This window comes from Yersinia similis (assembly GCF_001053095.1).
Classification (GTDB): Bacteria; Pseudomonadota; Gammaproteobacteria; order Enterobacterales; family Enterobacteriaceae; genus Yersinia; species Yersinia similis.
Genome location: NZ_CGBP01000032.1, coordinates 19,995 through 45,398 on the forward strand (window position 1 = coordinate 19,995; position 25,404 = coordinate 45,398).

The window sequence follows — 25,404 nt, forward strand, 5'->3', positions numbered from 1 at the left end:
ATGAGAACACTTATTGTGAACTCACTCGGCCTCATAAGTGACATCAGACAGCAACACTTCGAGAGATAATTGAGTGGTGTAGCCGCTGTTGCTCAGGCTGTGCGCTACCTTGCTGATTAACCACGTCAATCTCCATCACGACTTTGCCATCAATGGTCAGCTTGTAATAAGTGCATTGTGTGGACACCTTGGTTTCAGTGTCTTCCCCTTGCTTGGACTCACCGCCATCAATCTCTTTATGGCGGCCACGGATCTCGACCTCTACCGCTGTGACTTCGCCAGTATCGTCACGCTGGTAAGCGCCAGAAAAACGCAACGGAACCGCGTCAACTTTGGGTGCGCCCCATTGCTGCAACACAAACTCGTCAAGGCCACCCATTGCCCACTCCATCGCCAGCGCGTCATCATCCAGCCCCAAATCAATCGGCGCTGCGCCATTCATCCCGCCGCCCCGGTAGTTCTCCAGTTTGCGGGTCAGTTTCGGCAGGGTGATGGAGGAGACGATCCCAATATAATCCCGACCATCGTTAAACAGGTTCATCAGTTTCAGCTTACGTGGCAGTGCCATAGTTCAGGTTTCCTTAGCTGTTGACGGCAGCGGCAAAGTTCACCAGATATTTATCGGTGATACGCTGGCGAAGAGTTAAATCTTCCAGTGGTGGCACTGGGGTGTAGTCGTAATCAATAAACAGTTTGCCCGCTTTTAGGGTGTCTTTATCGTTGGCGCTGTCGTCATACCAGCAAGTACCGTCAATAATCAGCCCGGCGGATTTCATTTCGCGGAACTTGGCGTTGATGCTGCCAATCATGTCTTTAACCAGTGTCGGGTGCATCGGGCGGTCAATCGCCCACAATTGTGCCTCGGCCATGGTGTCAGCCAGAATTTGTGCGGTGCGGGTGTAGTTCTCAAAAGCGAACAGTGGATCATCGGAGCAGGTGCGCGCTCCCCAAAACTTGAAACCGTCTTTGCGCACAAGGGTGGTTACACAGGCTTGGTTGAGCAGGTCGGCGTCAGTGCCAACGGTCTGTAAATCCCTGTAGACGCTGGCAGAGATACCGGTCACGCCATTCACGCCGACGTTAGACAGGGTTTTATGCCATCCCGTCTCTTGGTCAATCTTCGCGAACGACAATGGTGACCGGGCGGGCCTGCTCCGCAATCGCCAGCAATGACGCGGCCAGGGTACCTTTTTTACCGGCTTTACCGGCGGCGGCCAGTACGTTGGTAATCAGTACCGGGGTGTTAAGGGGAAATGTTGCCGCGTCGGCATCATCGCTGGTACAGACCATGCCGATAATGGCGGTGGAAACAGTGGAAATAACGCGAGTACCGTCGTTGATTTCGATGACGCGCGCGCCGTGATGATAATCACTCATGGATTAACTCTCTGTTGGTTGAGGGTAGAGAGTATGGTGACGGCAATTTGTGCGGGTGGCGATTGATGAAGGTTGGGTGGCGAATGGCACAACGAGAAAACTATAAAACGGGTAACCACTTTACGCGATATAGAGTGGTTACCATTAACAGGAAAGTGATTTTTCTATCCCGCGTGTGACGTTTTTTTTCGTGTTCTGAACTTATAAAATCCCTTCATAATAAACACATAAGCTAGCGATGCGACAATAATATCGAGAACCAGCATTGCCGGGAAATAGATATCTTCGGGGTTACTGAACCCCAAAAACTCTGAGATACTGAACCAGTGCTGTAACTGGCTCTCAGGCATCGGATAGGGGTAACTATGGATATACTTAACCGCCAGTATAAACAGGCCGATAAAAAATAGTACCTTCAATAACCTACGGACAAGTGTTGCCATACGTCACCACCTCAATACCCCCATAGGCCATCAATTTAGTTCCATTAACTGCAATGGTTTGTGTGTGGAGTAGGGCTTGGCGCAGCACCTGAAAATCGGCAGCATGTTGTAACGTGATACACCCCATAGAAACCCCCATCGGGCCGATGGGGTGCAATCTGAAATTTCCACGTTCAACATTATTGATCCAAGTGTAATCGTCAATTTTCCCATCATCACGGTACAAGCCAAACCATTCATTATGGTCAGTCGGCGCATGGGTAAACTTGGTGGGGAAATCTTTCATTGCGATATTAATGCGGGTTTTAACTCCGTCTTTAGGGCGCTCAACAATCCAGTAGCGCCCCTCGGGTAATGGCCCGTTATCAGGGACCATGGTACAGCCGCCTCTGTTGCGGTATGCCTTATTGCCAGAAAAGGCCATAAAGGTACCAACACCAAAAATACTCAAAGGGGAATAGTGAGCATTGTTAACAACAAACTTTCCTTGTAATGCCATAGTGTCCCATATTTTTATTTAATACTGTCTTGCGTCTATTGCATTGTAAAGCAAATCACATACCCAAGTAAGTAACGAAACAACCAAAACATAATTTATCGTTTTCTTAAGATATATATATATATCGCGCGTGAGCAATGCTTTATTCGTTCAGTTTGGTTTATTGAAAGTCTATATTTTACTTTTTCCACACCACAGAATAATTGAGATATTTCTTGATATTAATTAACACGTATTTTCGGATATTTCTCTTTTAACCTTTTTAGCGTCAATCAGTATTTCAAAGTATTTTAATCCGTATAATTACATAAACTGAATAAACCCACGTTAAAAATAATCAAATAGAAAAGAGGGGGCGATTCACCTGAACGCACCCATTATGCCTCTAACCGTTTGTATCTTAACTCCTGTGGTGATTAGCTATCGCTACACTGAAACATCAAAACGCCGCTAAGGGAAAACCTTGAGTCGTAGAGAAAACCCTCTGTTTCACCTTTCACGCCTGCATAAATATTGAACGGTTACCAAGAGCTATGACGCTGAATAAACAAGCAAAACAGGCGTGATGGTTTCTGTGAAAGGAGGTAAACCATGTATCACGTTGGGATTGATGTCAGTAAGGCAAAGCTGGATATTTGGAGGTTATTGACAAAGTGCCTGCAACGGAGAGAACAGGCAGATCGTAAAGACGCCGGCTTCCCTGTATAAAAATAGCCTTCCCTGGGGGCTCGAGCCGCGCCCTCCCTGGCGCGGACGCTTTACTCCTCTGCCTATCCTCACCGTTCAAGATCAAGTCATCGGGGTTTGTCAGCAGTCTGAGGAGCAACGCTCCTTATATTTCCAGAATGATCTACCGTCTCATACCATGTTCTTGTCTGACCTGACTTAAGTTCCCATTCGCTGTTCATATTCCCCAGCCACTGGCGGGCCACTCGTGGGTCCTATCAAAAGCCAGCGTATTCGGGCAAACAATAAAAACACGGCGATTGGCATTATCAGGTCAGGAGAGGAGTTCTGTCCGGGTTAACTTTTGTCATAAAAATAAGTTGTTACGAAAGAATTTGTTCTATGCTCAAGAGTGTAGCCGCAGGGAGGTCACGGTGATACTGAAGTTTGTCCCTTCTCTGGCCCAAGAAATCCTTACCCCAATAAATAGGGTGTCGTGGAAAATAACACACTGGCTGACCTGACTCTGCTAGCCGGTAATCCTCTGGATGATATCCAACTCGTTGCCCAACCAGAGAAAGCATTTCGGTTAATCATGAATCAAAAACATTCTGTGAAGTGATCAGTAGCGGTTGGCTTATGATGATAAACCCGGCTTTCTGGTAGGGTTTAGCGCGTTAATTGAGGCTGTTCAATGAATAATATGACTTCCCTCAGGAAGCTGCAGTGGTTTTTCTGTACGTTTTTAACGACAGCAAAACAGAATCCATGGCGTGGGTTATGGCTCCTGTTATCGGCTATAGCGCTGAGTGGCTGCTCAGGTGCCGAGGCTCCCTCATTTTCGTTAGTGGGTTCCTACTTCCCTTCTTGGATGGCTTGCGCTTTTATCGGGATAATCACCGCGGTTATTGCTCGTATTCTGTTTATTCGCGTGGGTATTGATGAGGTGCTGCCATGGCGGCTGTTGGTGTATGTCTGCCTGGCGCTTGCTGTGGCATTCATCTGTTCCCTATTACTGTTTGCGCGATGAATAATGAATATGAATAAACAACAAGGGAGTGGGCATAAGCGGCAACTGGCGCTAATTGTCGCCGGGGTAATCATTGTCGCAGCAGCAATTTCTGGATGGCTTTCAGTGCGGCAGACCACACTGAACCCGCTGTCTGAGGATGCGGAGTTGGGAGCGAGCGTCGTACATATTGCCAGCTCGGTTCCTGGCCGTATCATTTCGATCAATGTCGAGGAAAATAGCAAAGTCCAGCGCGGTGATTTGCTATTTTCCATTGAACCAGACCTCTACCACCTGCAAGTCGAACAAGCGCGGGCTGAGTTGAAAATGGCAGAAGCTGCCCACGATACCCAGCAACGGACAGTGGTCGCCGAACAATCCAACGCCGCAATCACCAATGAGCAGATTGTACGGGCGCAAGCCAATCTCAAATTAGCCACTCAGACATTGGCTCGGTTACAACCTTTGCGCCCTAAAGGCTATGTCACAGCCCAGCAGGTAGATGATGCAGCAACAGCGAAACACGATGCGGAAGTCAGTCTAAAACAGGCGTTAAAACAGTCTGTTGCCGCCGAAGCCTTGGTTAGCAGTACTGCGTCTTCTAAAGCGCTAGTGGTAGCGCGCCGTGCAGCGCTTGCCATTGCCGAACGGGAACTGGCTAATACGCAAGTACATGCGCCTCATGATGGTCGGGTCGTTGGGTTGACGGTGTCCGCAGGGGAGTTTGTCGTCCCGGATCAAGCTATTTTCACCCTTATCAATACCGAACACTGGCATGCTTCAGCATTCTTCCGTGAAACGGAGTTGAAACATATCAAGGTGGGTAATTGTGCCACCGTGTATGTCATGGCGGATAGACAGCGTGCGATTCAAGGACGGGTCGAAGGGATTGGCTGGGGGGTTAGCTCCGAGGATATGCTAAATATTCCACGCGGCCTGCCTTATGTGCCGAAGTCATTAAACTGGGTGCGTGTTGTTCAGCGCTTCCCTGTGAGGATCAGTTTGGAAAAACCACCGGAGGACCTGATGCGTATCGGAGCGACCGCTGTGGTTATCGTGCGAAATGACGACAGTTGCTGACGGTACGCTTGGCGGCATAATCCGTCAGGCAAAAGCTGACTTAGCCTTTTTCCCAGGGCGGGTGGCTATGGCGTGGCGTGTTGCTGTGCTATGTGCATTGATGGCGATGATCGCCATGGTATATGGCATCCCTGAATCTGCGATTAGTTGCTATCTCATCATCTTTGTTATGAAGCCGGATGGCGTAGAGAGCACGGTGATGGCCGTGGCGATAACAATCCTGGTGTCGTTGGTCGTCGGGGTGGTATTTCTGCTTATCCATTTCACCCTGGAGGCCGCACCACTGCGAATGGCGGCCTTGATTGTCAGTTCGTTTCTATTTCTCTATCTCGGATCAGCCAGTAAGCTCGGCCCGGTAGGGAGTATTATTGCGCTGGTTATCGCTTATGTGATGACGTTACTGAGCGATATCCCAATGGGAGAAGTGGCCACGCGGGGGCTGTTGTACGCCTGGTTGATGGCTGTTTCACCGATGTTGCTGATTATTGGGTTTAACCTTTTCCTTGGCCGAGCACCACAGACGTTATTGCGGGCCAGCTTAGCGGAGCGATTATCCACAGTCGCCGAGACATTACGGCACCCCGATGCCGCCAATATGGCTCGGGTTGGAGAACTGCTACAGGAAGGGCAACATGAGCATCAACAGCGGGCGCTTTTTGTTCGTATCTTTCATCTACGGCCCTCGGCTGAAGCGGCCTGGCTTGAAAGTGCCGTAAAAAGTAGTTACCGGCTGCTCTTGGTAACCTCGGCGTTACCTCCTACTTCACCAGAGGCAGTGCGCCTTGAGCTTGCGACCTACTGTAGTGATGCGGCTCAGGCGATTGCCCGCGGTGATCTCGCGGCCCCCCCTCACTTCGCTATTGAGGATGCCAGCGATGAAATCAATGAAATCAAAAACGCGCTGATCGCACTAGCAAATGCAGATAATGGGCAAGACCTGGACGCCCCGAAATCCTCATTCTTTGCAGCAGACGCATTGACTAACCCTGTTCATCAGCAGTTTGCCCTGAAAACCACCGCAGCGGCTCTGATTTGCTACCTGATCTACACCGCACTGGATTGGCAGGACATTCATACTGCTATGATCACTTGCTATGTTGCCGCGCTCGGTACGACAGGTGAAACGGTTCATAAACTGGTTTTGCGGATTATAGGGTGTCTGATCGGGGCATTGATGGGGGTACTGTCGATTATTTTCATTATTCCCCACATGAATGATATCGGACAATTAATGGCGCTGGTATTTGGCTGCATTCTATTGGCCGCTTGGGTGTCATGTGGCAGCGAGCGTATCGCGTATGCTGGCGTACAGGTTGGACTAGCCTTCCTGCTTACCGTGCTGCAAGGCTTCGGACCAAGTACCGATATGGGCGTAGCACTCGATAGGGTGCTGGGTATCTTGCTGGGTAATCTGGTGGTGTATTTGATTTTTAGCCGGCTGTGGCCGGTCGCGATTACCGATGCGGTGCATGTACATATTAGTCGCGCCTTGAAGGGGCTGACAAATTTAGCCGCACTATCGCCGGATGCCCGGCCTGCAGCGCTCAGAGAGGCCACAACTGTTGAGGCGGAGATTACCCGTGCGCAGGAAGAGTTGGCGCTAATTCCCTTTGAGCCAGCACAATTGCGCCCCTCACGGGAAGAGTGCGTGCGCTTACAGGCCATACTGGCAGAAATGGGCAAATTGTGCCCTGTTCTGTTTCTACCCACGGAAAAATCGGCGTCTGATGTGGAACAACTGCGCCGGCTCTCGGCTGGAAGCGATGCCATGACATTATCGGATGAGCAAGGACAGAATAGCGGGTCTTTACGGCAAGGGTTATCACCTATTGATCTTACTATTCAACAACGTATAAAGCGACTTGAGGAACTTCTGGGAATTTAATGACATGATGACGCATGCAGTATTAACTGCCCGGATTGCCCAAATAAGCCTGACTTGCTCGATATTGAGTTTGAGCATGTTGATCGCTGGTTGTGCTACAGATCGCTTGGATCTTGCGCCTGCATCTTACTCCGAACCCTGGACGCATGATGGGAATGCAAGGGCTTCCGTAGGGAGCGGTAACTTTTCTGTGCCACCGAATCCGATAGTGGCGGAATTAGCACAACCGCCTACCATAAAAAGCGATCATGCTTATTCGTTGCCAGAATTAATTGATATCGCCCAGAGTCAGAATCCGGATACCCGCATTGCCTGGCAGCAAGCGCGACAGGCAGCGCTTGCGGTAGGAATGGGGGAGGCGATATTTTTACCGATAATTTCTGCCAGTGTGATTGGTGGTTACCAGAGTACGACCACACCTCTGCCTTATGCTATCGGCAACGAAAAGGATCTGAAAACAACCGGGAGCGCGGTTGTTCCTGCTTTGGCATTACAGTGGCTTATCTTTGATTTCGGTCAGCGCAGCGCGTTACTTGACGCCGCTAAACAGACTTCTTATGCCGCTAATGTGACCTTCAATGGTATGCACCAGAAGCTAATCTACGATGTGACTCGCACTTACTTCCAATATGGTGCAGCACAAACTCAGAGTCAGATAGCAAAACAAACGCTGCAAAACAGCCTAAAGATTCAGGATGCTGCCGCGGAGCGCCAGAAAAAGGGTATTGCGACAACGGTTGAAGTGGCGCTGGCACGGCAGCAAGTCGCACAGTCTGAGTTGCGTCGTGTGGTGGCAAAAGGTACTGAACGTGATGCTTATCAGGCATTACTGGGGGCGATGGGGGTTTCTCCGTCATTGGATATCAAAGCCGCCTATGCCGAAGATCGTGCTTTGCCGGATGGGATAAGCGCCCCGACAGAAAAGATGATCCAGTTGGCCCTCTCCCAGCGGCCAGATGTTTTAGCCAGCTATGCGGCGGTCGAGGCAGCCAAGGCGGGTATCAAAGCCACTGAAGCCGATTTCTTGCCGAAAGTCTATCTGGCCGGGGCTGTTGCTGGTGGTGATGGGCATTTTGATATTCAGGGTCTACCGGGTATCAGCCCACAAACTTCATCCTCTAGCATTTTAATCGGTGTCAGTGTTCCTCTGTACGATGGCGGGATACGTGCAGCCAGAGTTAAAGAGGCAGAATCCCGCGCGGCTGTTGCTGCTGAAGGATTTAAGAAAACGCAGGAATTGGCGGTGCGCGAAATTGTGGTAGCAGCAGATACATTGCGCTCTGCACTTGAATCCAATCAGGCGGCATTAAATCTCGTGAAAACCGCCTTTATTACCTATGATGCAGCGCTGGAGTCTTATCGCAGTGGTGTTGGCACAATAACGGTCGCCAATGAGGCGGCAAATGGTTTGTTGAATGCTCAACAAATGAGTACTGATGCACATGCCGCATCTTTGGTCGCCGCCGCCAATCTGGCTTTCGTCATGGGTAAAATGACCAACACTTCACCGCCTTTAGAACTACTGCATTAGAGAGTGAATTGCCCCAATTCCATTAGGTATACCCTTACCTCTCAAAATAGGGCCTCTCTATTTTCAAACAGCGTAAAGATTCTCAAACAGCGTAAAATCCGCCTGATGTGGCGTCGTTGAGTCGCCACCGACAAATACGCTGATACGCGAAGGCTCCTGCGCATAGCGGCGATGTTGGCCGTAGAATGCCAGCTCGCTCACTCCCAGCGTGAAGCTAACTTCTCCCGCTTCCCCCGGCTGCAAGCTGATACGTTGGAAACCTTTCAGTTCACGCTGTGGCCGCGTGGTGCTGGCGACGTACTGGCGAATATAGCACTGCACCACCTCATCCCCAGCCACTGCGCCATCGTTAGTGACGGTAATTGTCACCCGTAACGATGCCCCCAATTCGAGTGATTTATGGCTTAACTGCAAATCACTATAAGTAAATCGGGTATAGCTCAGGCCAAAACCAAAGGGATACAGCGGTGTATCCGCCAGATCTTTATAGGGCTGATATTCACGATAGTCGCGCATTTTGCCCAGTGGCTTGCGGCCATAATAAATCGGGATCTGACCGGTACTACGTGGCACCGTCATCGGCAATTTGCCACAGGGAACGTGTTCGCCGAAAATAATGCGAGCAATCGCCTTACCCGCTTCGCTGCCACACTGCCAACCGTATAGCAGCGCATCGGCGTACTGCTCGGTTGCCGGTGACGGTAGCGGGCGACCGGTGCACTGTATTACCACCAGCGGTTTACCGATGCGCCCAACCGCAGCGATCAACTCCTCCTGTCCCGGCGGTAGCTGAAGTTCGGCGATATTGCGCGCCTCGCCGGTACGGCGGTGGCTCTCGCCGGTACAGAGAATAACGATATCGGCCCGATGAGCACATTCGATCATCTCATCGCTAAAACTACTCTGCTCGGTGATCACCTTAACCTCCCCTGCGATAGCGCAGAGGGATTGATAGATCGACATCACGTGGTCGGCATCGCCGTCCAGACACCAGGAGCCAAGATGCTGGCGCTGCGAATGGGCGTGTGGGCCGATCACCGCCAGCGTCAGCGGTACGGATGTTCTGGAGATTGGCAGCAGCGCCTGCCGGTTTTTCAGCAGTACGATCGACTGCTCTGCTAACCGCTGTGCCAGAGCCAGATGCTCAGGACGGCGCAGCTCGCGCTTATGCCACTCTTCATCAACATAAGGGCGTTCAAACAGGCCACAGCGGAACTTGGCGCGTAGCACCCGACGTACTGCGTCATCCAGCAACGCCTCATTGATCCGCCCCTGTAACACCAGTTGATCCAGCTTACCTTCATAGGCCTCATGGGTCATCGCCATATCGACACCGGCCTGCAACGCCAATTCTGCTGCTCTCAGTGCATCTTGAGCGATACCAAAGTGAGTCAGATCAGCAATCGAACCCCAATCGCTTATCACCAGGCCGTCAAAGTTCTGCTGCTGTTTCAGCCAGCCGCGTATCAGCTCACCATGTGCAGTGACCGGCGTACCGCCGAGATCGCAAAAACCGGTCATCACCGAGCCAACGCCTGCCTCTATCGCCGCTTGGAATGGTGGCAGATGCACATTGTGCAGCGTGTTGTCGGACAGCTCGGTGGTATCGTAGTCGCGGCCGCCCTCCACTGCGGCATAGCCGACAAAGTGCTTGGCACAAGCCATCAGGCTATCGGCGGCGCTGAGATCGTCCCCTTGAAATCCTTTGACGACAGCGGCGGCGAACTGCGCGGTGAGCCAGGGATCTTCCCCGCTGGTTTCGATGGTTCGCCCCCAGCGCGGATCGCGCGCAATATCCAGCATCGGGGCGAAGGTCCAGTGGATACCTAACGAAGCCGCCTCGCGGGCGATAACGCGGTAGGCCTGCTGTACCAGCTCAGGGTTCCAGGAAGCTGCCTGCGCCAGGGGTATCGGCAGCACCGTCGCCTGCCCGTAAATCACGTCACGGGCAAACAACAGCGGAATACCCAGGCGACTGTGCTCTACGGCGGCACGCTGGATTTCATTTAACTGGCACGGATCGACGTTCTCTCCTGGCGCATTGCCCGCCCAGGCGGTATCAGCCAGAATGCGTGACCCCCAGCGGCCAGCGCGTACCCCGGCAAGATAGTCGTCACGGTGTTGCTGATAGTCCAGCATCGGTTGTTGACACAGTTGGCCCACTTTCTCAGCCAACGTCATCTGGCTGAGCAAATCGTCAATTCTAGCCTCAATGGGCAGAGTGGCATCGCGATAGACAGTACTCATAGTGTTCTCCAAATCAGGTAATCTCCCGATCACTCTGCCGCATGGCGGGGTTAGCTATCGGTATTGCAGCCAGCATCGAGCTGCGAAGAAGTGCGCAAGGCATGGGCGGGAAACGCCTCGGCCAGATACTCCTCCATCGTCCGCTGGTTTGCGCTCTCACCACGCTGCCGGTAGCGAGCCAGCAGGCAAGTTGCCGCTTCGGCAACGAAGCGGGTATCAATTTCAGTGTAGGTAGCAATAAACTCGGCCAGTTGTTGATCGCTGGCCCGAGCCAATAGATCGCTACTACGCGCCAGTGCCTGGTAGTAGAAATCTGGTCGGTAAACCAGCATGCCGTGGCGCCAGTCGTCGATCACTTGCTGATAACCGCCAGAATAAACATCGTGCCGGTACAGCTCGATCTTGTTCATCCCCTTCAGCGCCAGAATATAATCCCCTGCGGCATACCGCTGTTCGGCGAAGTCAAAATAGCGTTTGGACTGCTGATAGACCATCAGCCACGCGCTGAGATAGGCCAGCAGAATAATCAGCACCAGCGCAAAGAACCCTTTCTTTCCACTCATCATTTCACTCCGATACCGGTGAACGCCTTGATAAAATTGCGCTGTAGGAAAAAGAACACTAGCACCACTGGCACGGCGATCATGGTGGTCATCGCCCACAATTGCTCAAGGTTATCAGTAGGGATATCGTTAACAAACTTGAACAGCGCCAGTTGTAATGTCATCAGTGAATCGTCGCGGACATACAACAGCGGCCCCATAAAGTCGTTCCATGACCCCATAAACGTGAGGATCGCGACAGTGGCAAGAGCAGGCCGGATCATCGGCAACACCACCTTGAAGAAAATGGTGAATTCACCTGCGCCATCGATCCTGGCAGCTTCGAGATAGGCGTTATCCACCTGTTTTAAAAACTGTACTAGTAAGAAGATGTTGTAGGCGCTAATGGTGCCGGGCACGATCAATGCCTGAAAAGTATTCACCCAACCCCATGAGTACAGCATCATGTAGGTAGGTATGGTGAACAGCACCGCAGGCACCATCATTGAGGTCAAGATTAGTTTGATCCAGAACTCGCGGCCAGGGAGATTCATTTTGACGATGGCGTAGGCAACCATGGCCGAAAGCAGCGTATTGACAAAAGTCACGGTAACGGAAATAAACAAAGTATTAAGGAAAATACGCCCCAAATTCAGGCTATAAAAAGCTTGAATATAGCCATTAAACGAAAAATTCTTCGGCAGAGCGTTGGGGGCATTGATGATTTCCGAGCCAGTCTTAAACGAATTCATGATCATAAAGAAAAATGGATACAGCACGATCAGGCTGATGATGACCAACAGGCTATAAATCAACAGATTTTTTTTGCTGATGCGCATTAGCTGTGCTCCTTTTCCTGAGTAAATTTCAATTGCAGCATGGTGAAAATATAGATAACCGCAGCCAGCAGCAGGCCGATAGTTGAGGCGGTGCCCATCTTCATATCCGAGAAACCGGTTTTATACAAATAGAGTACCGGTGTCAGGGCCGCGTTATAGGGGCCACCGTGAAGATCGAAGTTCATCAGCACTTCAATAAACATCTGCATACCGTTAATAATATTCATCGTCATGACAAAGATAATCTGTGGTTTCAGCAGGGGTAGCGTAATGCTCCAGGTTTTCCTACGCCAAGAAGCACCATCAATATCAGCCGCCTCATACAGCGACTTGCTGATCCCGGCAATGCCGCCTAAAAAAATGATCATTTGGATACCAAACCACTTCCAGGTGCTGAATACGGCGATCAGCGGCATCGGCAACCAGCGCTCGAACTTCCAGAACACTGGCGCGTCGAGCACTCCCCATTCCAGCAGCAGGCTCTGTAGCGGCCCTGCTGGGCTGGAGAGAAAATTAAAGATAATCATCGCCACGGTGATCGAAGTGATAACCGGAATAAACATGATGGTGCGGAACAAGCCGCCGAAGTGGGTGATTTCGTGCAGCAACAGCGCCATACCCATTGCCAGTACGAAACTGAGTAGGACAAAGATGACCTGGTTAAAGATCACGTTGAACAGCGAACGCCAAAATAGCCCGTCGCTAGAAACACTAATCCAGTTGTTCAAGCCGACAAATTGGGTACTCTCTGGACTCAGTACGTTGATATCCAGAAAGCTGTTCTGAAAAGAGAGAAAAAAGGGATATAAAATAAAAACCAGGAAATAAATAATCCAGGGCGCAATAAACAGGTAGCCCATCATCACATTTTTATTTTTCACATCGGCTCCTTAGGGGAATACCTGCATCGATACCGGGTCGCTGCGTGCATGGCTCAGTGTTCATTGAGCAGTTGGCGTGCGGCCTGTGCCGAGGTGGCAACCGCTTGTTCCGGGGATATTTCCCCTTTCAGTACCACTTTGCTGTAGTTGGCGAGAATAATATTCGCCACCTCCATCGCATTGGCGAAAGGCTCACTCATGATCGCATGTTGTAGTTGCTGTACGAACGGTTGTGCCTCTGCGGACTGAAAATAGGGAGCATCTTGCAGCGCCTTCAACGTAGGGAGCTGGCCCAGGGCAATATTGGCCTGTAGATTGATATCGTCGCGCATAAGTAGGTTGAGCAGCGCCCAACTGAGTTGCTCTTTCCTGGCCTCATCCTTGAAAATCATAATGGCCCGGCCATCCAATACCGAGTAGTGGATATCGCCCTTGGTTTGTACCGGGATCGGGGCGATGGCCACGTCCTGGCCTACCACCATTGGGCGTTCAGCCGCCGACGAGAGGGTGGCCTTCCAGCCGAAGCCGAATTGTAGCCACATGCCGATATTACGGGAGAAGAAGCTTTTTTCCATAGTCAGTGGCGCAAAGCGCTGCGCCTGCTGCATGGTACGCATAAACTGCGCCATGTTGGCATCGGGATGGTCGAATACGATGTCGGTACCGTAGCGGTTTAGTAACTGATACTGGCCCTGATTAACGTTGTAATACATGGGTGCCAGCAGATTCCAGTACCAACTGCCGAATGACAGCACATCATTCCAGAATACCGTGCCGTAGACTTTGCTACCGTCTGAGCGAGGGGGCAAGGCGGAGATCTTTTCGGCCGCCAGTAAAAATTCATCCCAGGTCGCTGGAGGACGCTCGGGATCCAAGCCTGCCTCGGCAAATAGCTCCTTATTATAAATCATCATCTGGGTGGTGGCGTTCCACGGAATATAGTAGGTACGGCCAAAGTTTTCGCGTAAGAAGTGAGGATCGATACGTTCATTTAATTCGGCAAAACCGGGGAATTTATCCAAATACGCCAGCTTGCCGAGCTTCGCCAGTTTGGCGGGTTGATAGCCGAATACACCGATGTAAACATTGGGGTTATCTCCGGCGGCCATCCGAGTATCCAGTTGTTCGTCGTTGGATACCACTAAATTAACCTCGGGATAGAGCTTATTAAATTCAGGGGTGACGGTATTACGCATAAAAGAAACATAGCTGCCGCTGGGCACCATAATTTCTAGCCTTTCGGCCGCCATAAGCGGCAGCGAGGCTATCGCGATTGCAATATAATAAAGTATCTTCATATTATTGATTAATCCTGAAGCGCGGATATTTGGCAATCGCCATTATTTATCTCGCGCTATGGCAAATAGTCGGCCGCTATAGCGTTTCTCTTTCAATCAACTCGGTTGGTAATAAGGTAACCGCGTCAATATCGGTTTCTTCTTTTATTGCCCTCAGCAGCGTGTTGGCCGAAATAACGCCCATCTCATATTTATGATGTTCGATGGTGGTCAACGAAGGGGTTAATACACCTGAAGCATAAATATTATCAAATCCAACCACTTTTAGATCTTCTGGCACTCGAATATTATGCTCTTTTGCGGCGCGCAGAATACCGATGGCCATCTCATCATTAGCCGAGAAAATAGCTGAAGGGACTCGTCCTGCGGCAATCAGCGCTTGCATTTTTAAATAGGCATCCGCTTCGGTAAAATTAGAGCGGATAATAAAGTCGCGGTTGAGTTGCATATTGTGATAACCCAGCGCTGCAATAAAACCGTCCAGACGTTTCTGGTTATCGTAAGACTGTTCGGGGCCACTGAAGAAATAGATATCCCGGCAGCCTTTCGCCAATAGAGCGTTGACGGCCTTGAAGGCACCGCCGAAGTTATCGATCAAGACGTTATAAATGTGCGGGCTCTTCAGTTCACGATCCAGTACGACAATCGGCAGAACATCGGAAGCAACGGATTGCAGGAAGCGATCATCGAAAGAGCTGGTAAGTACAATGGCTCCGTCCACCGAGCGATCTCTGAGGTATTTGTGAGCAGTAGACTGTTCGCCGCCATACAGGCTGCAGGCAAGTAAATCGTAGTGCTCGCGGTGCACTCTCTCCTCAATGCCGCGCACCAGTTCGCTATAAACAGGACCAAACCATGAGTTGAAGAATAGCCCGATAGCACCACTCTTCTTAGCCTTTAGCATCTTGGCGTTGTTGTTGGCGGTATAGTTCATCTCTTGTGCTATTTTCAGCACCCGCAGCCGCGTCTCCTCCGTGATCTTCGGACTGCCATTAATGGCATAGGAGACGGTAGATATGGAGACTTTGGCCCTTTTAGCAACATCCTTAATCGTTACACTCACGGCTAACTCTCTAAATAAAAAAGGAATTTACTATAGCATGAGCCACTCAGGCTTTTGTAGCGCCACACTTCAGTGTGGCACATTCAGCCCGGCGACTCAGCCCCGTAACTACAGGTAAATCTCTAGCTGACTGTGTGCTGTCAGACGCCCTTCAATCTCCTGGCGGTGAATCAGTGCGGCCCCACTGCGATAGGGATTATCCTGCAACGTAAACGCCAGCGGCTGACCATCGAGTAGCACACGCTTCGGGGTAAACTCCCCCTGTTGCGGATAGATGCGCAGCGTGACCGGAAGGTTATAGAGTTGATAGCTTAGCGTCACATCACCAAACTGCCGACTTATCACCGGATCCAGCAACAGATCGCCGGCCTGATAACGCACGCCAAGTACGTTGGAAACAATCTGGTTGATATAGATCCCAGGACCGCTGGAGTAAATACGCCAGCCCGCTTTCGCGGCTACGGCACCGGTTTTCAATTGATCGAAGTTGTCGTAAGCCTGGTAGCGATCATCAAACTTGGCATCGGAGCTAGAGAAATAGCTGTTTGCCTGGCGCAGCTCGGCGTTAGGCACGCTCTCCTGGATCCCAACAGGGATGGTTTTAAACAGGTTATCGTACAGCTCCTGCGCCATCCCCATTTTGCATAGGGCTTCTATAAAGCGAATATGGGCGTGGCAGTATTGTAGGCCGATTTCGCGCCCCAGATTAGCGGACAATTCGGCCCGTTTGAAGTAAGTCTGCTTACCGGCCTTGTACTCTGCCATCCGATCCATCAGGCGCACGCCATCAGGATACATCAGGTTCTCCATGATGATCTTCATGTGCTGCTCAGCCATCTCTTTATCGAACGACTCGGAGATAATTGAGCGCTTGGCGGGCAACAGGCGGTACTTGATATGGGTCGTGGTATCGGTAGGATGCAGCAGGTATTCCGCCTCCCCCTGATTAAAGTGAATAAAGCCGCTGATCACGCCATCCTTGATCAGATACTTATGGTAATCCGCCTCCATGTTGCTGGTTAGCGTCACGATACGTGCGATAAAATCGGCAAACTGCGGATAAGCCTGCAGCGCCTTGGTCAAGGTTTTCAGCGTTTGCAGCGTCAGCGGAATAGTCCAGCCGCTGACCATATTTTCCCGCAGCGACTGATTGGCGGGCTGCAACGTATCATCCCAGTCACCGTCACCGTAGCTGGAAAGATAGGTACCGGGTACCAGATGCGCCACGATATGGTCTATCTGCCGCTGAACATGTTGCAGCAGCGTCTCCTGCTCGCCGGTAAAGGCGAAATTCTGTTTGATGCTGGTGTAGGACAGACGCGTGTCCAATAACGCGACGCGATCCGTGGCTAACAGATAATCTGCCAACGCTTTCAGCGGCCAGACCACGATATCGCCGTGCGACTCCTGCTGCTGTACCTGAGCATATTCATCGAACATAAACCACTGCGGCCAGGTTCCGGTTTCCAGATACTGATGGCGATAGGTTTGGCACAGAATCGCCTCAACCTGCTGATAGCGCCCCATGGCCATGAAGAACTCTATCGGCCCCTGTGAAACATCACGGGTGCCCCAGGCGGCACCGGCTGGCTGCTCTAAACCATGCGGTGAGCTGTAGTGGGTGAGCGCATTATGGGTGAACCAGTGCATGGCGTGATTAAGCTTCTGCGCTTGCTGTGGTGCGGCAGAAAAACTCACCGAAAAGTCGTTTAGCAGTGCACGATACTGTGCGTGATAAGCCTGCCGCTCGTGTTCAAAATCCAGCCACTTTCCGCGGCTGTCTACGCCGTTTAGCACGCCACCAAAGGCGATGCTGGCCTGCTGAGCAATCTGTCCTTGTAGCAACAGGTACTGTACTCCTTGGCTGTCGCTATCGACGTATCTTTCGACACCCGTGAACCCGCCACAAGTCGCGATGCTAAAGCGGGGGCCATGAGCATCGCCCGTGCGGCTGATCTGCAACAGATCGTCATGGCGTTCAACCTGTACGGTCGCTTCCTCCTCCATATTGCCCATGATCAGTTGGTGGCTGACAATAACGTTGAGCGGTTGGCTATGGCCTGAGACAGCAATATCCAATTGAATAACCGGCTCACTCTGGCTGGCGAAGGCGCGGACCTGAATCATGCCCCCGGCCAACTTGTATATCCAGCGCGAGAAGTTGGCACCCACTTCATATGCAGAAGGCATCGCCAGAATGCGATATTCGCCGTCAACCTGTACCAGAATACGCTGACCGCTGCTCTTGAACTGATTGAGCATATTACGATTGACACCCAGCAATTTATTAAAGGAGGTGTTGCCCAGCGTCAGATGTGAGTTGAATACCCCATAGATATAGTGGGTAGAATTCATGATGGGATTAGTGAAGTCGATATTATTGCCGGAGGAAATAATATGGCCAGTCGGTCGCTCCAGATAGCGCTCTTTTTCTGCCAGCGTGACGTAGTTAGCATCCTGATAGAAAAACGATAGCAGTTCACCGTCCAACTGTTCAACAAACTGTTTTTCACCGTCAAACAGTTGCTCGATCTCTTCTGCCGTTAGCTTGTCTCCCGACAGTGGCCGCTGATCATAGCCCTGCTGAGTTGGGGCAACCTGCTCTGTCGCGGGTTCTCGCTGTGGCTGGCGATAGTTAGCACGGATCCGCGCGACATCAAAGGCCTGTGCAATATTGGCCTCTGGCTGATGGCTGAGATAGAAACCGTAAAATACGCTGTCTGCGCTGTCACCCGCGGACAGCGTGATTGGCTGTAGCTGTAGAGCGACATAGGCCATTTCATACTGGTAGTTCCGGTTCTCCAGCGATGGTTCAGTGACGATGGTGGGCAAGTGGCTAAACTTGTACTGCTTGGCAAAGAACTGGTAGCCATCGGTGGAGAAACCTACTGCGGGTGAGAAGCTACCGAGTTGTAGCAGGGGATTACCGGTGCTCTGTGGTAGGTTTTGCCGAGAGGATACGGTATAGCCATACTTATCAAGCGAGAAGACCTTATGATCCAGATACTGACTGCAGTAGGATTCATTGGTCTTGGTAGCACCGGCATCGGACAGTGACAGATCCTGACCGTAGATCAGATCATAGCGTAGCGCCTGTGCGCCGTGATTCTCAACCCGTACACTGTAGTAGTAAGTCTCTTCCTGCCCATGGCTAAAGGAGAGAGTAACAAAGGCGGTGAAGTCTGGAGTCGTGGTCTGCCAGATGATTTCATCCTGCGCGTTCTTATAGGTGACGAGTTGGTCATTGTGAAACAGCAGTGGGGTAACCCGCACAATACCGCTATCGTCCAACTGGCGCAGGAAGATATTGGCAATTGCCATATCCAGCCTTGGGGTGTCAAACAGGTTGAGCATGATGTCGCCGGCCAGCATGTTTTTCAACATGTTGCCCTGCATGAAGTTAAACTGCAGTACGCCGCCCTGTGCGCTGTATACGACGTTGGTGATTGACTTGGTTATCATTTAACTTGCCCTGAAGATAATTAAATATATATCCGAACGCCTTCAAGCTGCGGGATTTAACTCACCTGCAACTTAAAATTGATTAGATATAGAGAATATTTTTTTCGCTTTCTTTATCGAAAAGATGGCACTTATCCAAATTAAAAGAGAAATGGCAGGTCTCATTGATCTGGATTTCATCTTCAGGATTAGGCCGTTTACAGATGGCCTGCTGCCCCATCAAGTTAAAATAGATAAACTCATCGGAACCCATCGCATCGACTCTGATAACCGTGGCAATTAGCGCATTGGCTGCGTCTGCGGGACTGATGCTGATATCCTCAGGCCTGATCCCCAAGTCGATCTCCCGGCCCAGATAAGGCCGACTCTTAGCAATTTTATCCGCAGGCAGTGGAAAGCGATATTCGCCGCAGCGAATAACCAGTTGCTCTTGGTATTCCTCGATACGACCACTAAACATGTTCATGGCGGGCGAACCCACAAACTCCGCAACAAATTTATTTAGCGGATGGCGATAGACGTTCATTGGCCGGTCAACCTGCATGATCTCCCCCTTGCGCAGGATACAGACACGTTCACCCATGGTCATCGCCTCAACCTGATCGTGAGTGACGTAAATCATCGTGGCCGGTCTACCCGATTCGCGTAGTTGTTGATGCAACTTACTGATGCGCAGGCGCATGGAGACGCGCAGCTTAGCGTCCAGGTTGGACAGAGGTTCGTCGAATAAAAATACCGCAGGTTTTCTGACCATGGCCCGACCTAACGCCACGCGTTGGCATTGGCCGCCTGACATCTCTTTCGGCTTGCGTTGCAGCAGATCCGTGATTTCCAGTAACTCGGCGGCCTCATTGACTCGCTGAGCGATTTCAGCTTTGGTCTTCTTCGCCACCTTCAGGCCAAACGCCATATTTTCGTACACGGTCATATGCGGATAGAGGGCATAGTTTTGAAATACCATGGCAATGCCGCGATCTTTAGGCTGCACGTCATTACATTTTCTGCCCGCGATAGTGAGCTCACCGCTGGTTATTTCTTCAAGGCCAGCAATCATGCGCAACATCGTTGATTTTGCGCAGCCAGAGGGGCCAACGATCACCATGAATTCACCGTCTTTAATATCCAGATTAATATCATGCAGAACCTGCATGCCGTTTGGATATATTTTATTGACGTTATGTAACATCACTCCTGTCATCACCCACTCTCACCGCCCAATAGAAACGTTTCACTAGATTAGAGTTTGCCATGGGCCACTGTCAATATCGCGCTACATACTGACATTCCGTTACGAGATCTCTATCACGCTTTGACATCAACTTACCAATAAATTAATTAAAAACATACAGTTATATGATTGTTATTATAAAATTAGCACAAAATGTAATAAAATGTTTTGTATGTCACACTTTTCAATAAATCTCTGTGAATGCGGTTGACTCACGTTGTTTGTTGCGCAGATTATAGAAACGTTTCTACTGAATGGTTTTTAACCTAAAGTCAGGCTTATAAGGCATATTTACATGATTAATAAAAGAAAAATTGTCCTCGCCGCTATATTACTCACGGTTAATGGCGGCTTGTTCGCCCAGAGCGTCGTGATTGATCAATTAAAAGTTTCTGAGCATCTTTATCCAAAGGGATTTGAATCCGAATTTCAGAATAACCTTGATTTCTACCGTGACGGTGTGGGTGTCGATGAGAAGGCCAAAGTGCCTTACGATACGATCCGTATTGAAGGTACTGAAATTGTTAAAGGTTATTATACCAATACCACCGAGGTGGGGCTGTATCTCAATATATTAACCGAGTCGGTAAAAGCCGGTAATCTGCAGGCGTTACAACGAATTAAAGAGACATTGACCACGTTGGAGCAGGCGCCCAAGTGGAACGGGTTATTTTACTGGCCCTATGATATCCGCGACGGCAAGCTGGTAACCAATCCCGATGAGATCGTACCTGCGGTAGATAACGGTAATCTCTCGTTCGCATTGGCGGGGGTTGCCGGTGCATTTCTAGATTCGAGCGATGCGGACAAGCAAGAGATCGTGCAGCGCATTGAGGCGATACTGGACGGACAGAAACCAGGCTGGGCCGCACTGTACGACGAAAATAAAGGTCTGCTCTCCTCTGGGTGGTCGACAAAAAACAATGCGTCACTGGGATACTTCGTTGATCGCAAGGGTAATGAAAGCCGTGCTGCGGTGGCCTGGGCGGTGCTGGCGACTAAAGATATGGGAGCCAAAGCATTACCGGTTAGTGCGTTCAGTAAAATGGAGCTCTATACCCAACGCTATGAAATAAACGGCAAGCAATACAACCCGCTGCTGACTTGGGATGGCGCTTATTTCCAGATGATGATGCCGCAAATATGGCTGAATGAGCGTGAACTGATGCCTAACTACGGCATTGTTGAGGATCACACCTTTATTCAAAAAGTCTATGCCAGCAAGCACGGCATTCCAATGGTCTCTTCCTCCGCTACCACGGATAACGCTTACCATTCCTTCGGTGTGCCACAGCTTTCCGAGAGCAAAGTGCGCTTCAAGAATAAAATCGATGATGGGTATACCGGTACGCCGCACGCAATAGCACTCTCCTATATCGTCGATCCTGCCGGAGCGATCAGCGCATTAAAGAAACTGAAGCAGGCTTATCCGAATATCGAATCCCCGTATGGCTGGTATGACGCTGTCGATAGCAACGGCAAGATCTCAAAAAATATCCTTTCCCTTGATGTTGGCATGTTTGTTGGCGCTTTTCTGGCGAAAGAGATCAATGCCGATGTTGAAAAATACCTACAAAGCAAGGGCGATATGGAGCTGCTAAAAGAGATGTATCAGTCCTACGTTCCCAATAATTACAAACCATTGGATGGTCTCTCCAGCTCTTCTCTGCACTGATGACTACCGACGCCCAATTACCCTAATGCCACCTCTCGGTTCACCAGAGCAGAGGATGGCATTGCCCCCATTTCGCGATGATAGAATAAGGATTACAGGCATGAAGAGATTGTTACTGTCGGCGCTGTTGATCACACCTGGCACTTTGCTGGCAGCCGATGCTCAGGAGCTCCCGCTGCTCAGTGGCGGCGATACGCCGACCATTAAGAACTCCAACCTAGACTTGTTCGGTGTTTCCAGAGACTTCGGCGATATTATATTTATCGACGATGACCGGACAGTGAACAATTCCGCGCCGAAAAGAACCCGCGTCTTTACCGGGTATGAGTATGAAAATATCAAGTTTTCCAATCACCCAGCGCAACTGTATAGCACACTGGTGTTTGCTGATGGTTCAACCAAGATTACCGACAGTTTTAGCATGGGTTATGTGCTACGTGAGACCACGATTTACGACGGCCCACGTAATAATGCATTTGCCGGCTCCGATAAATCGCGCCGTGACTCTTTTATGGAAATTCAGTTGCTGCCGAAATATATCAACTGGGTTAACGAGAACTTGAGTTACGGTGCCGAATTTGGCTACGAGCGTTTTACTGATGCCAAAGATGCGCCAGAAAAGCAGATGTACCATATTCGCCCAGAGATAAATCTGGGGTTCGGCCGTAATTTCCTGCATCTCAATGCCGAATTGGGCTGGATAGACAGAACTGACCGCGGCGCTTATATCGAAACCGAACCACTGTACCTCTATCGCGTTACCGATAATTTTAATATTGGCGCAAAGGCCTATTACCACGCTGAAGATAACGACTACCGCTGGCGCGAGACGGCAATTCGCCCGTTGATACAGTATCGCTTCGCTAACAGTACCTATCTGGAACTGCGCTGGGAGATCGGTGGTATTCGTACTCATGACGGCAGTGGTTATAACTACAACAATTACGGTTTATATACCGAAATCCCCTTCAACCCGACGATATCCTTTATGGCCGACCTGCAATATAAGGATCAAAAACAGCATCGGGGTAATGAATGGTCGTGGGGCGATAAAGAAGATATTTTCGCCAAAGTCGGCTTTATCCTTAATTTCTAAGCGTCCACATCCTTTTACTAACGATAAAAAATATTGGGCTAATATTTGGGGAATTACCTATGAGTAACCATAAGATCTGGCGTTTATCTGCCGTTGCTGTTGCTTTACTGATTAGCGGTAATAGCTATGCCGATCAGACCTTCCACTTCGCTCAGCAACCGCATAACACGGGCGATCATACTGTGATCGCCGCACCAGAGGTCAATAACTTTTCATTGGCAGATCTGACCGCCAACGCAGAAGGGCAAGCAGTGGATGCGACCAACGCAGGCGCGCTGTCGCTGCGGGTTGAACCCACTCAGGGTGACGCTCAGGCGAATGGCGTACTGGTCACCTCCGGCACCTTTACTAATCAGGCTCATGGCTCGATCACCGTGAGTGCCAGCAGTCAGGATCAACATGCTGTTGCCAGCGGGTTGCAGGCAACGGATGCCTATTGGTCCACTCTGCGTAATCAGGGTAGCATCAGTGCCACGAGCAACAGCCTACACGGCAGTGCAGAGGCCTATGGTATCCAGGCTGGCCTGGCCTTTTCCGATGCCGCCGGGGATCACTACGGTGACCATATGATGCTGAGCAACGAGGGTGTAATGCAGGTGAGTGCCACGGCCGAGCAGGACGCCTTTGCCAGCGGCATCTATACCAATGCCGGTAATGGCGTGGTCAACAATGGTCGTCTGGATGTCAGTGCTCATGCCAGTGCTGGCGATGCGCGGGCAACCGGCCTGCATACCCTCTCTGCCAACCCAGGCGTCGATCCCGATCCATGGAACCCAGCTAACCCCACTCATCTGATGAGCAACAATGGCTCGTTGTCAGTCACGGCCAGCGGTAACAATGCGACCGCAAGCGCGATCAGTACCGAGGGCGAAGGGGTCTACATCTACAACAACGGTACACTGATCGTTGATGCATTTAGCGATAGTGCGCAGGGCAGTGCATCCGCCTATGGTATTCATGTGCTCAACGGTAGTGCCACGATCAACTCCAGCGGCAGAATTTTGGCGACAGCCACCGGCGGAAGCCAACAGCAAGCCTATGAAGTGATGGCCGACGGTTCGGTAGTTAATATTGAACGCTATACACTCGCCTTGGGCAATGAGACACCGTGGGCGGTCAGTAATGGCGGTTCGATCGTGCTGGGTAACGGTACGCAAGGGGCCGATCTGGTGCTGATGGCTGGGCAGGCCAGTGAAGGTTTCGCCTATGGCAAAGAGTACAGCTTGAACAATCTGGCTTACGATACCACCACCGGCCAGCAGAGTACGGTGGGGGGGGCTATTGCTGGGTTGTACGGTATTACGCCTGATATCAAGGTGATTCACAGCGGTGGCGGCAGTAGTTCGTTGGGATCTGCCGCACTGGTGTATGCACCGGATGTCTCTCATGCCGGAGTCTCCGCATTGGCACAGCGTTCTTCCATGGAGCAGGCATCCAATATTATCTCCTCGCAACTGCATGGTCAGTTGGTAGGTAACGCAGGCTGTAACCAGAAGTTAGAGAGTGCCGATAGCTGCGTCTTTATCACACCTTATGCTGGTGAGTACCGTCGTGATCCCGTCACCTCCGGTTACAGCGGTCAACGCTATGGGGTACTGCTTGGTCAGAACCAACATTTTGGCGATTTCCAGCTTGGCTGGCACGGCGGCTATGAGAGTGCCAGCACCGATTTTAATGGTACCTCTGTAGGGCGTAAGGAGGAGATCAATACGCTGATGCTGGGGGTTCAGGGCGGAATGAAGCTCTCTGAAAGTCTGTTTATTGCGGCGACCAGTACGTGGTTCAGCAGTGACACCGATTACAGTGACAGTAATACCTACTACGGCGTGGGCAGCCAGAGCGGCAGCTATGATAGCAGCGGCCTCTATACCGATATCTCCGTGGGTAATAGCTGGCAGTTGAATCGCAACTATGCCATGACGCCGATGGTCGGGCTGACGCATATCTGGCAGCAACGCGATGGCTATACTGTCTCATCCAATAACAGCAACTATGATCTTATCGACACCCGCTATAGCAGCTACAGCGACCATGCAGTCGCTCTCCATGCTGGAGTACGTCTCGATGGTCGCTATCCACTAACCAACGAGACACTGCTTAAGCCGTTCTTTAATGTCGGGCTGCAACAGATGTTGTATGGCGATGAGATCACCATCGATCAGAGTATCCCTAATTCGCAGGTAGTTGGCGTAAGCACCAAGGATAAAAACACTCAGGGAACCTTCGATCTGGGTATGGCACTGGTAAGCGATAACGGTGTGTCTGCCAGCCTACAGCTATCGGGCATGGTCAATAGTGATCGTCAGGATTTCACCGGCTGGGCAAATCTGGGCTGGGCGTTCTAGAGGACTGGGCGCTGGCAGCGGAAATTAACTTATATCGCCGCCACCAGCGCACTGGGTATAACGGTAAAAAAGCGGATAACGGACACACTGTGGCCTAAAATAAACGCTCCAAATGCCTCAAACCCCTTTCTTTACCTATAGGCATCAGTGATAGCGTCTTCCTATAAAAAATGCATAAAAGACGCTTCACTTTATCCCTATCAGCACGCCCCTGACAGGGTTTTATTTTTTGCCATTA

General features: G+C 50.7%; 18 protein-coding genes and 2 pseudogenes. 8 read left to right on the forward strand and 12 right to left on the reverse strand.

The features are described 5' to 3' along the window. Positions 1-43 precede the first annotated feature (43 nt). From AC971_RS18160 to AC971_RS23460, 4 genes and pseudogenes are all read right to left on the reverse strand, one after another. Complete coding sequence (locus tag AC971_RS18160; RefSeq protein ID WP_025381490.1) at positions 44-568, reverse strand: phage major tail tube protein; 525 nt, start codon at positions 566-568, stop codon at positions 44-46. Positions 569-581: 13 nt separating this feature from the next. After that, positions 582-1,377: pseudogene (locus tag AC971_RS18165) on the reverse strand (phage tail sheath C-terminal domain-containing protein). A gap of 164 nt (positions 1,378-1,541) precedes the next feature. Continuing rightward, complete coding sequence (locus AC971_RS18170) at positions 1,542-1,820, reverse strand: hypothetical protein (RefSeq protein ID WP_025381491.1); 279 nt, start codon at positions 1,818-1,820, stop codon at positions 1,542-1,544. After that, a complete protein-coding gene (locus AC971_RS23460; RefSeq protein WP_025381492.1) occupies positions 1,801-2,319 on the reverse strand; it encodes a DUF2778 domain-containing protein in 519 nt (172 codons plus the stop codon). The genes AC971_RS18170 and AC971_RS23460 overlap by 20 nt, the downstream gene beginning before the upstream one ends. Positions 2,320-3,481: 1,162 nt before the next feature. On the opposite strand from AC971_RS23460, the pseudogene AC971_RS18180 reads away from it, so the two are divergent. The 5 genes and pseudogenes from AC971_RS18180 to AC971_RS18200 all read left to right on the forward strand — a co-directional run bounded on the left by AC971_RS18180 (position 3,482) and on the right by AC971_RS18200 (position 8,490). After that, a pseudogene (locus AC971_RS18180) lies at positions 3,482-3,683 on the forward strand (hypothetical protein). Then, positions 3,680-4,015: a YtcA family lipoprotein gene (locus tag AC971_RS18185; RefSeq protein ID WP_025381493.1), complete on the forward strand. Its 336-nt coding sequence runs from the start codon at positions 3,680-3,682 to the stop codon at positions 4,013-4,015. The pseudogene AC971_RS18180 and the gene AC971_RS18185 overlap by 4 nt, the downstream one beginning before the upstream one ends. Positions 4,016-4,024: 9 nt before the next feature. Further along, positions 4,025-5,074 carry a multidrug transporter subunit MdtN gene (gene mdtN / locus AC971_RS18190; RefSeq protein ID WP_025381494.1) on the forward strand — a complete coding sequence of 350 codons (1,050 nt, stop codon included), beginning with the start codon at positions 4,025-4,027 and terminating at the stop codon, positions 5,072-5,074. Further along, positions 5,058-6,959 carry an FUSC family protein gene (locus AC971_RS18195; RefSeq protein WP_025381495.1) on the forward strand — a complete coding sequence of 634 codons (1,902 nt, stop codon included), beginning with the start codon at positions 5,058-5,060 and terminating at the stop codon, positions 6,957-6,959. The genes mdtN and AC971_RS18195 overlap by 17 nt, the downstream gene beginning before the upstream one ends. A 4-nt stretch (positions 6,960-6,963) precedes the next feature. Further along, positions 6,964-8,490, forward strand: coding sequence for a TolC family protein (locus AC971_RS18200; protein WP_025381496.1), 1,527 nt, complete (start codon positions 6,964-6,966; stop codon positions 8,488-8,490). A gap of 63 nt (positions 8,491-8,553) precedes the next feature. Here the strand turns inward: AC971_RS18200 and AC971_RS18205 are convergent, their stop codons facing one another. The 8 genes from AC971_RS18205 to AC971_RS18240 all read right to left on the reverse strand — a co-directional run bounded on the left by AC971_RS18205 (position 8,554) and on the right by AC971_RS18240 (position 20,020). After that, entirely contained in the window at positions 8,554-10,737 is a 2,184-nt protein-coding gene (locus AC971_RS18205; protein ID WP_025381497.1) for a glycoside hydrolase family 3 N-terminal domain-containing protein, read from the reverse strand. Between the two features lie 50 nt (positions 10,738-10,787). Then, positions 10,788-11,303 (reverse strand): hypothetical protein, encoded by a 516-nt coding sequence (locus tag AC971_RS18210; protein ID WP_025381498.1) that lies wholly within the window; start codon positions 11,301-11,303, stop codon positions 10,788-10,790. Further along, positions 11,300-12,118 (reverse strand): carbohydrate ABC transporter permease, encoded by an 819-nt coding sequence (locus tag AC971_RS18215; RefSeq protein ID WP_025381499.1) that lies wholly within the window; start codon positions 12,116-12,118, stop codon positions 11,300-11,302. The genes AC971_RS18210 and AC971_RS18215 overlap by 4 nt, the downstream gene beginning before the upstream one ends. Beyond that, complete coding sequence (locus tag AC971_RS18220) at positions 12,118-12,999, reverse strand: carbohydrate ABC transporter permease (RefSeq protein WP_025381500.1); 882 nt, start codon at positions 12,997-12,999, stop codon at positions 12,118-12,120. Before AC971_RS18220 ends, AC971_RS18215 begins: the two co-directional genes overlap by 1 nt. Positions 13,000-13,052: 53 nt before the next feature. After that, positions 13,053-14,297 carry an extracellular solute-binding protein gene (locus AC971_RS18225; protein WP_025381501.1) on the reverse strand — a complete coding sequence of 415 codons (1,245 nt, stop codon included), beginning with the start codon at positions 14,295-14,297 and terminating at the stop codon, positions 13,053-13,055. A gap of 76 nt (positions 14,298-14,373) precedes the next feature. Beyond that, entirely contained in the window at positions 14,374-15,360 is a 987-nt protein-coding gene (locus tag AC971_RS18230) for a LacI family DNA-binding transcriptional regulator (RefSeq protein WP_025381502.1), read from the reverse strand. Between the two features lie 108 nt (positions 15,361-15,468). Next, positions 15,469-18,822, reverse strand: a complete 3,354-nt coding sequence (locus AC971_RS18235; protein WP_025381503.1) for a cellobiose phosphorylase — start codon at positions 18,820-18,822, stop codon at positions 15,469-15,471. Between the two features lie 82 nt (positions 18,823-18,904). Then, positions 18,905-20,020: an ABC transporter ATP-binding protein gene (locus AC971_RS18240; RefSeq protein ID WP_025381504.1), complete on the reverse strand. Its 1,116-nt coding sequence runs from the start codon at positions 20,018-20,020 to the stop codon at positions 18,905-18,907. Positions 20,021-20,345: 325 nt separating this feature from the next. On the opposite strand from AC971_RS18240, the gene AC971_RS18245 reads away from it, so the two are divergent. From AC971_RS18245 to yapF, 3 genes are all read left to right on the forward strand, one after another. Further along, on the forward strand, positions 20,346-21,725 hold the full coding sequence (locus tag AC971_RS18245; RefSeq protein WP_025381505.1) for a glucoamylase family protein: 1,380 nt from the start codon (positions 20,346-20,348) through the stop codon (positions 21,723-21,725). Positions 21,726-21,825: 100 nt separating this feature from the next. After that, the gene (locus tag AC971_RS18250; protein WP_025381506.1) at positions 21,826-22,821 is read left to right on the forward strand and encodes a transporter; all 996 of its coding nucleotides are present in this window, start codon (positions 21,826-21,828) and stop codon (positions 22,819-22,821) included. A 59-nt stretch (positions 22,822-22,880) separates the two neighbouring features. Further along, entirely contained in the window at positions 22,881-25,166 is a 2,286-nt protein-coding gene (gene yapF, locus AC971_RS18255; RefSeq protein ID WP_025381507.1) for an autotransporter YapF, read from the forward strand. Positions 25,167-25,404 lie beyond the last annotated feature (238 nt).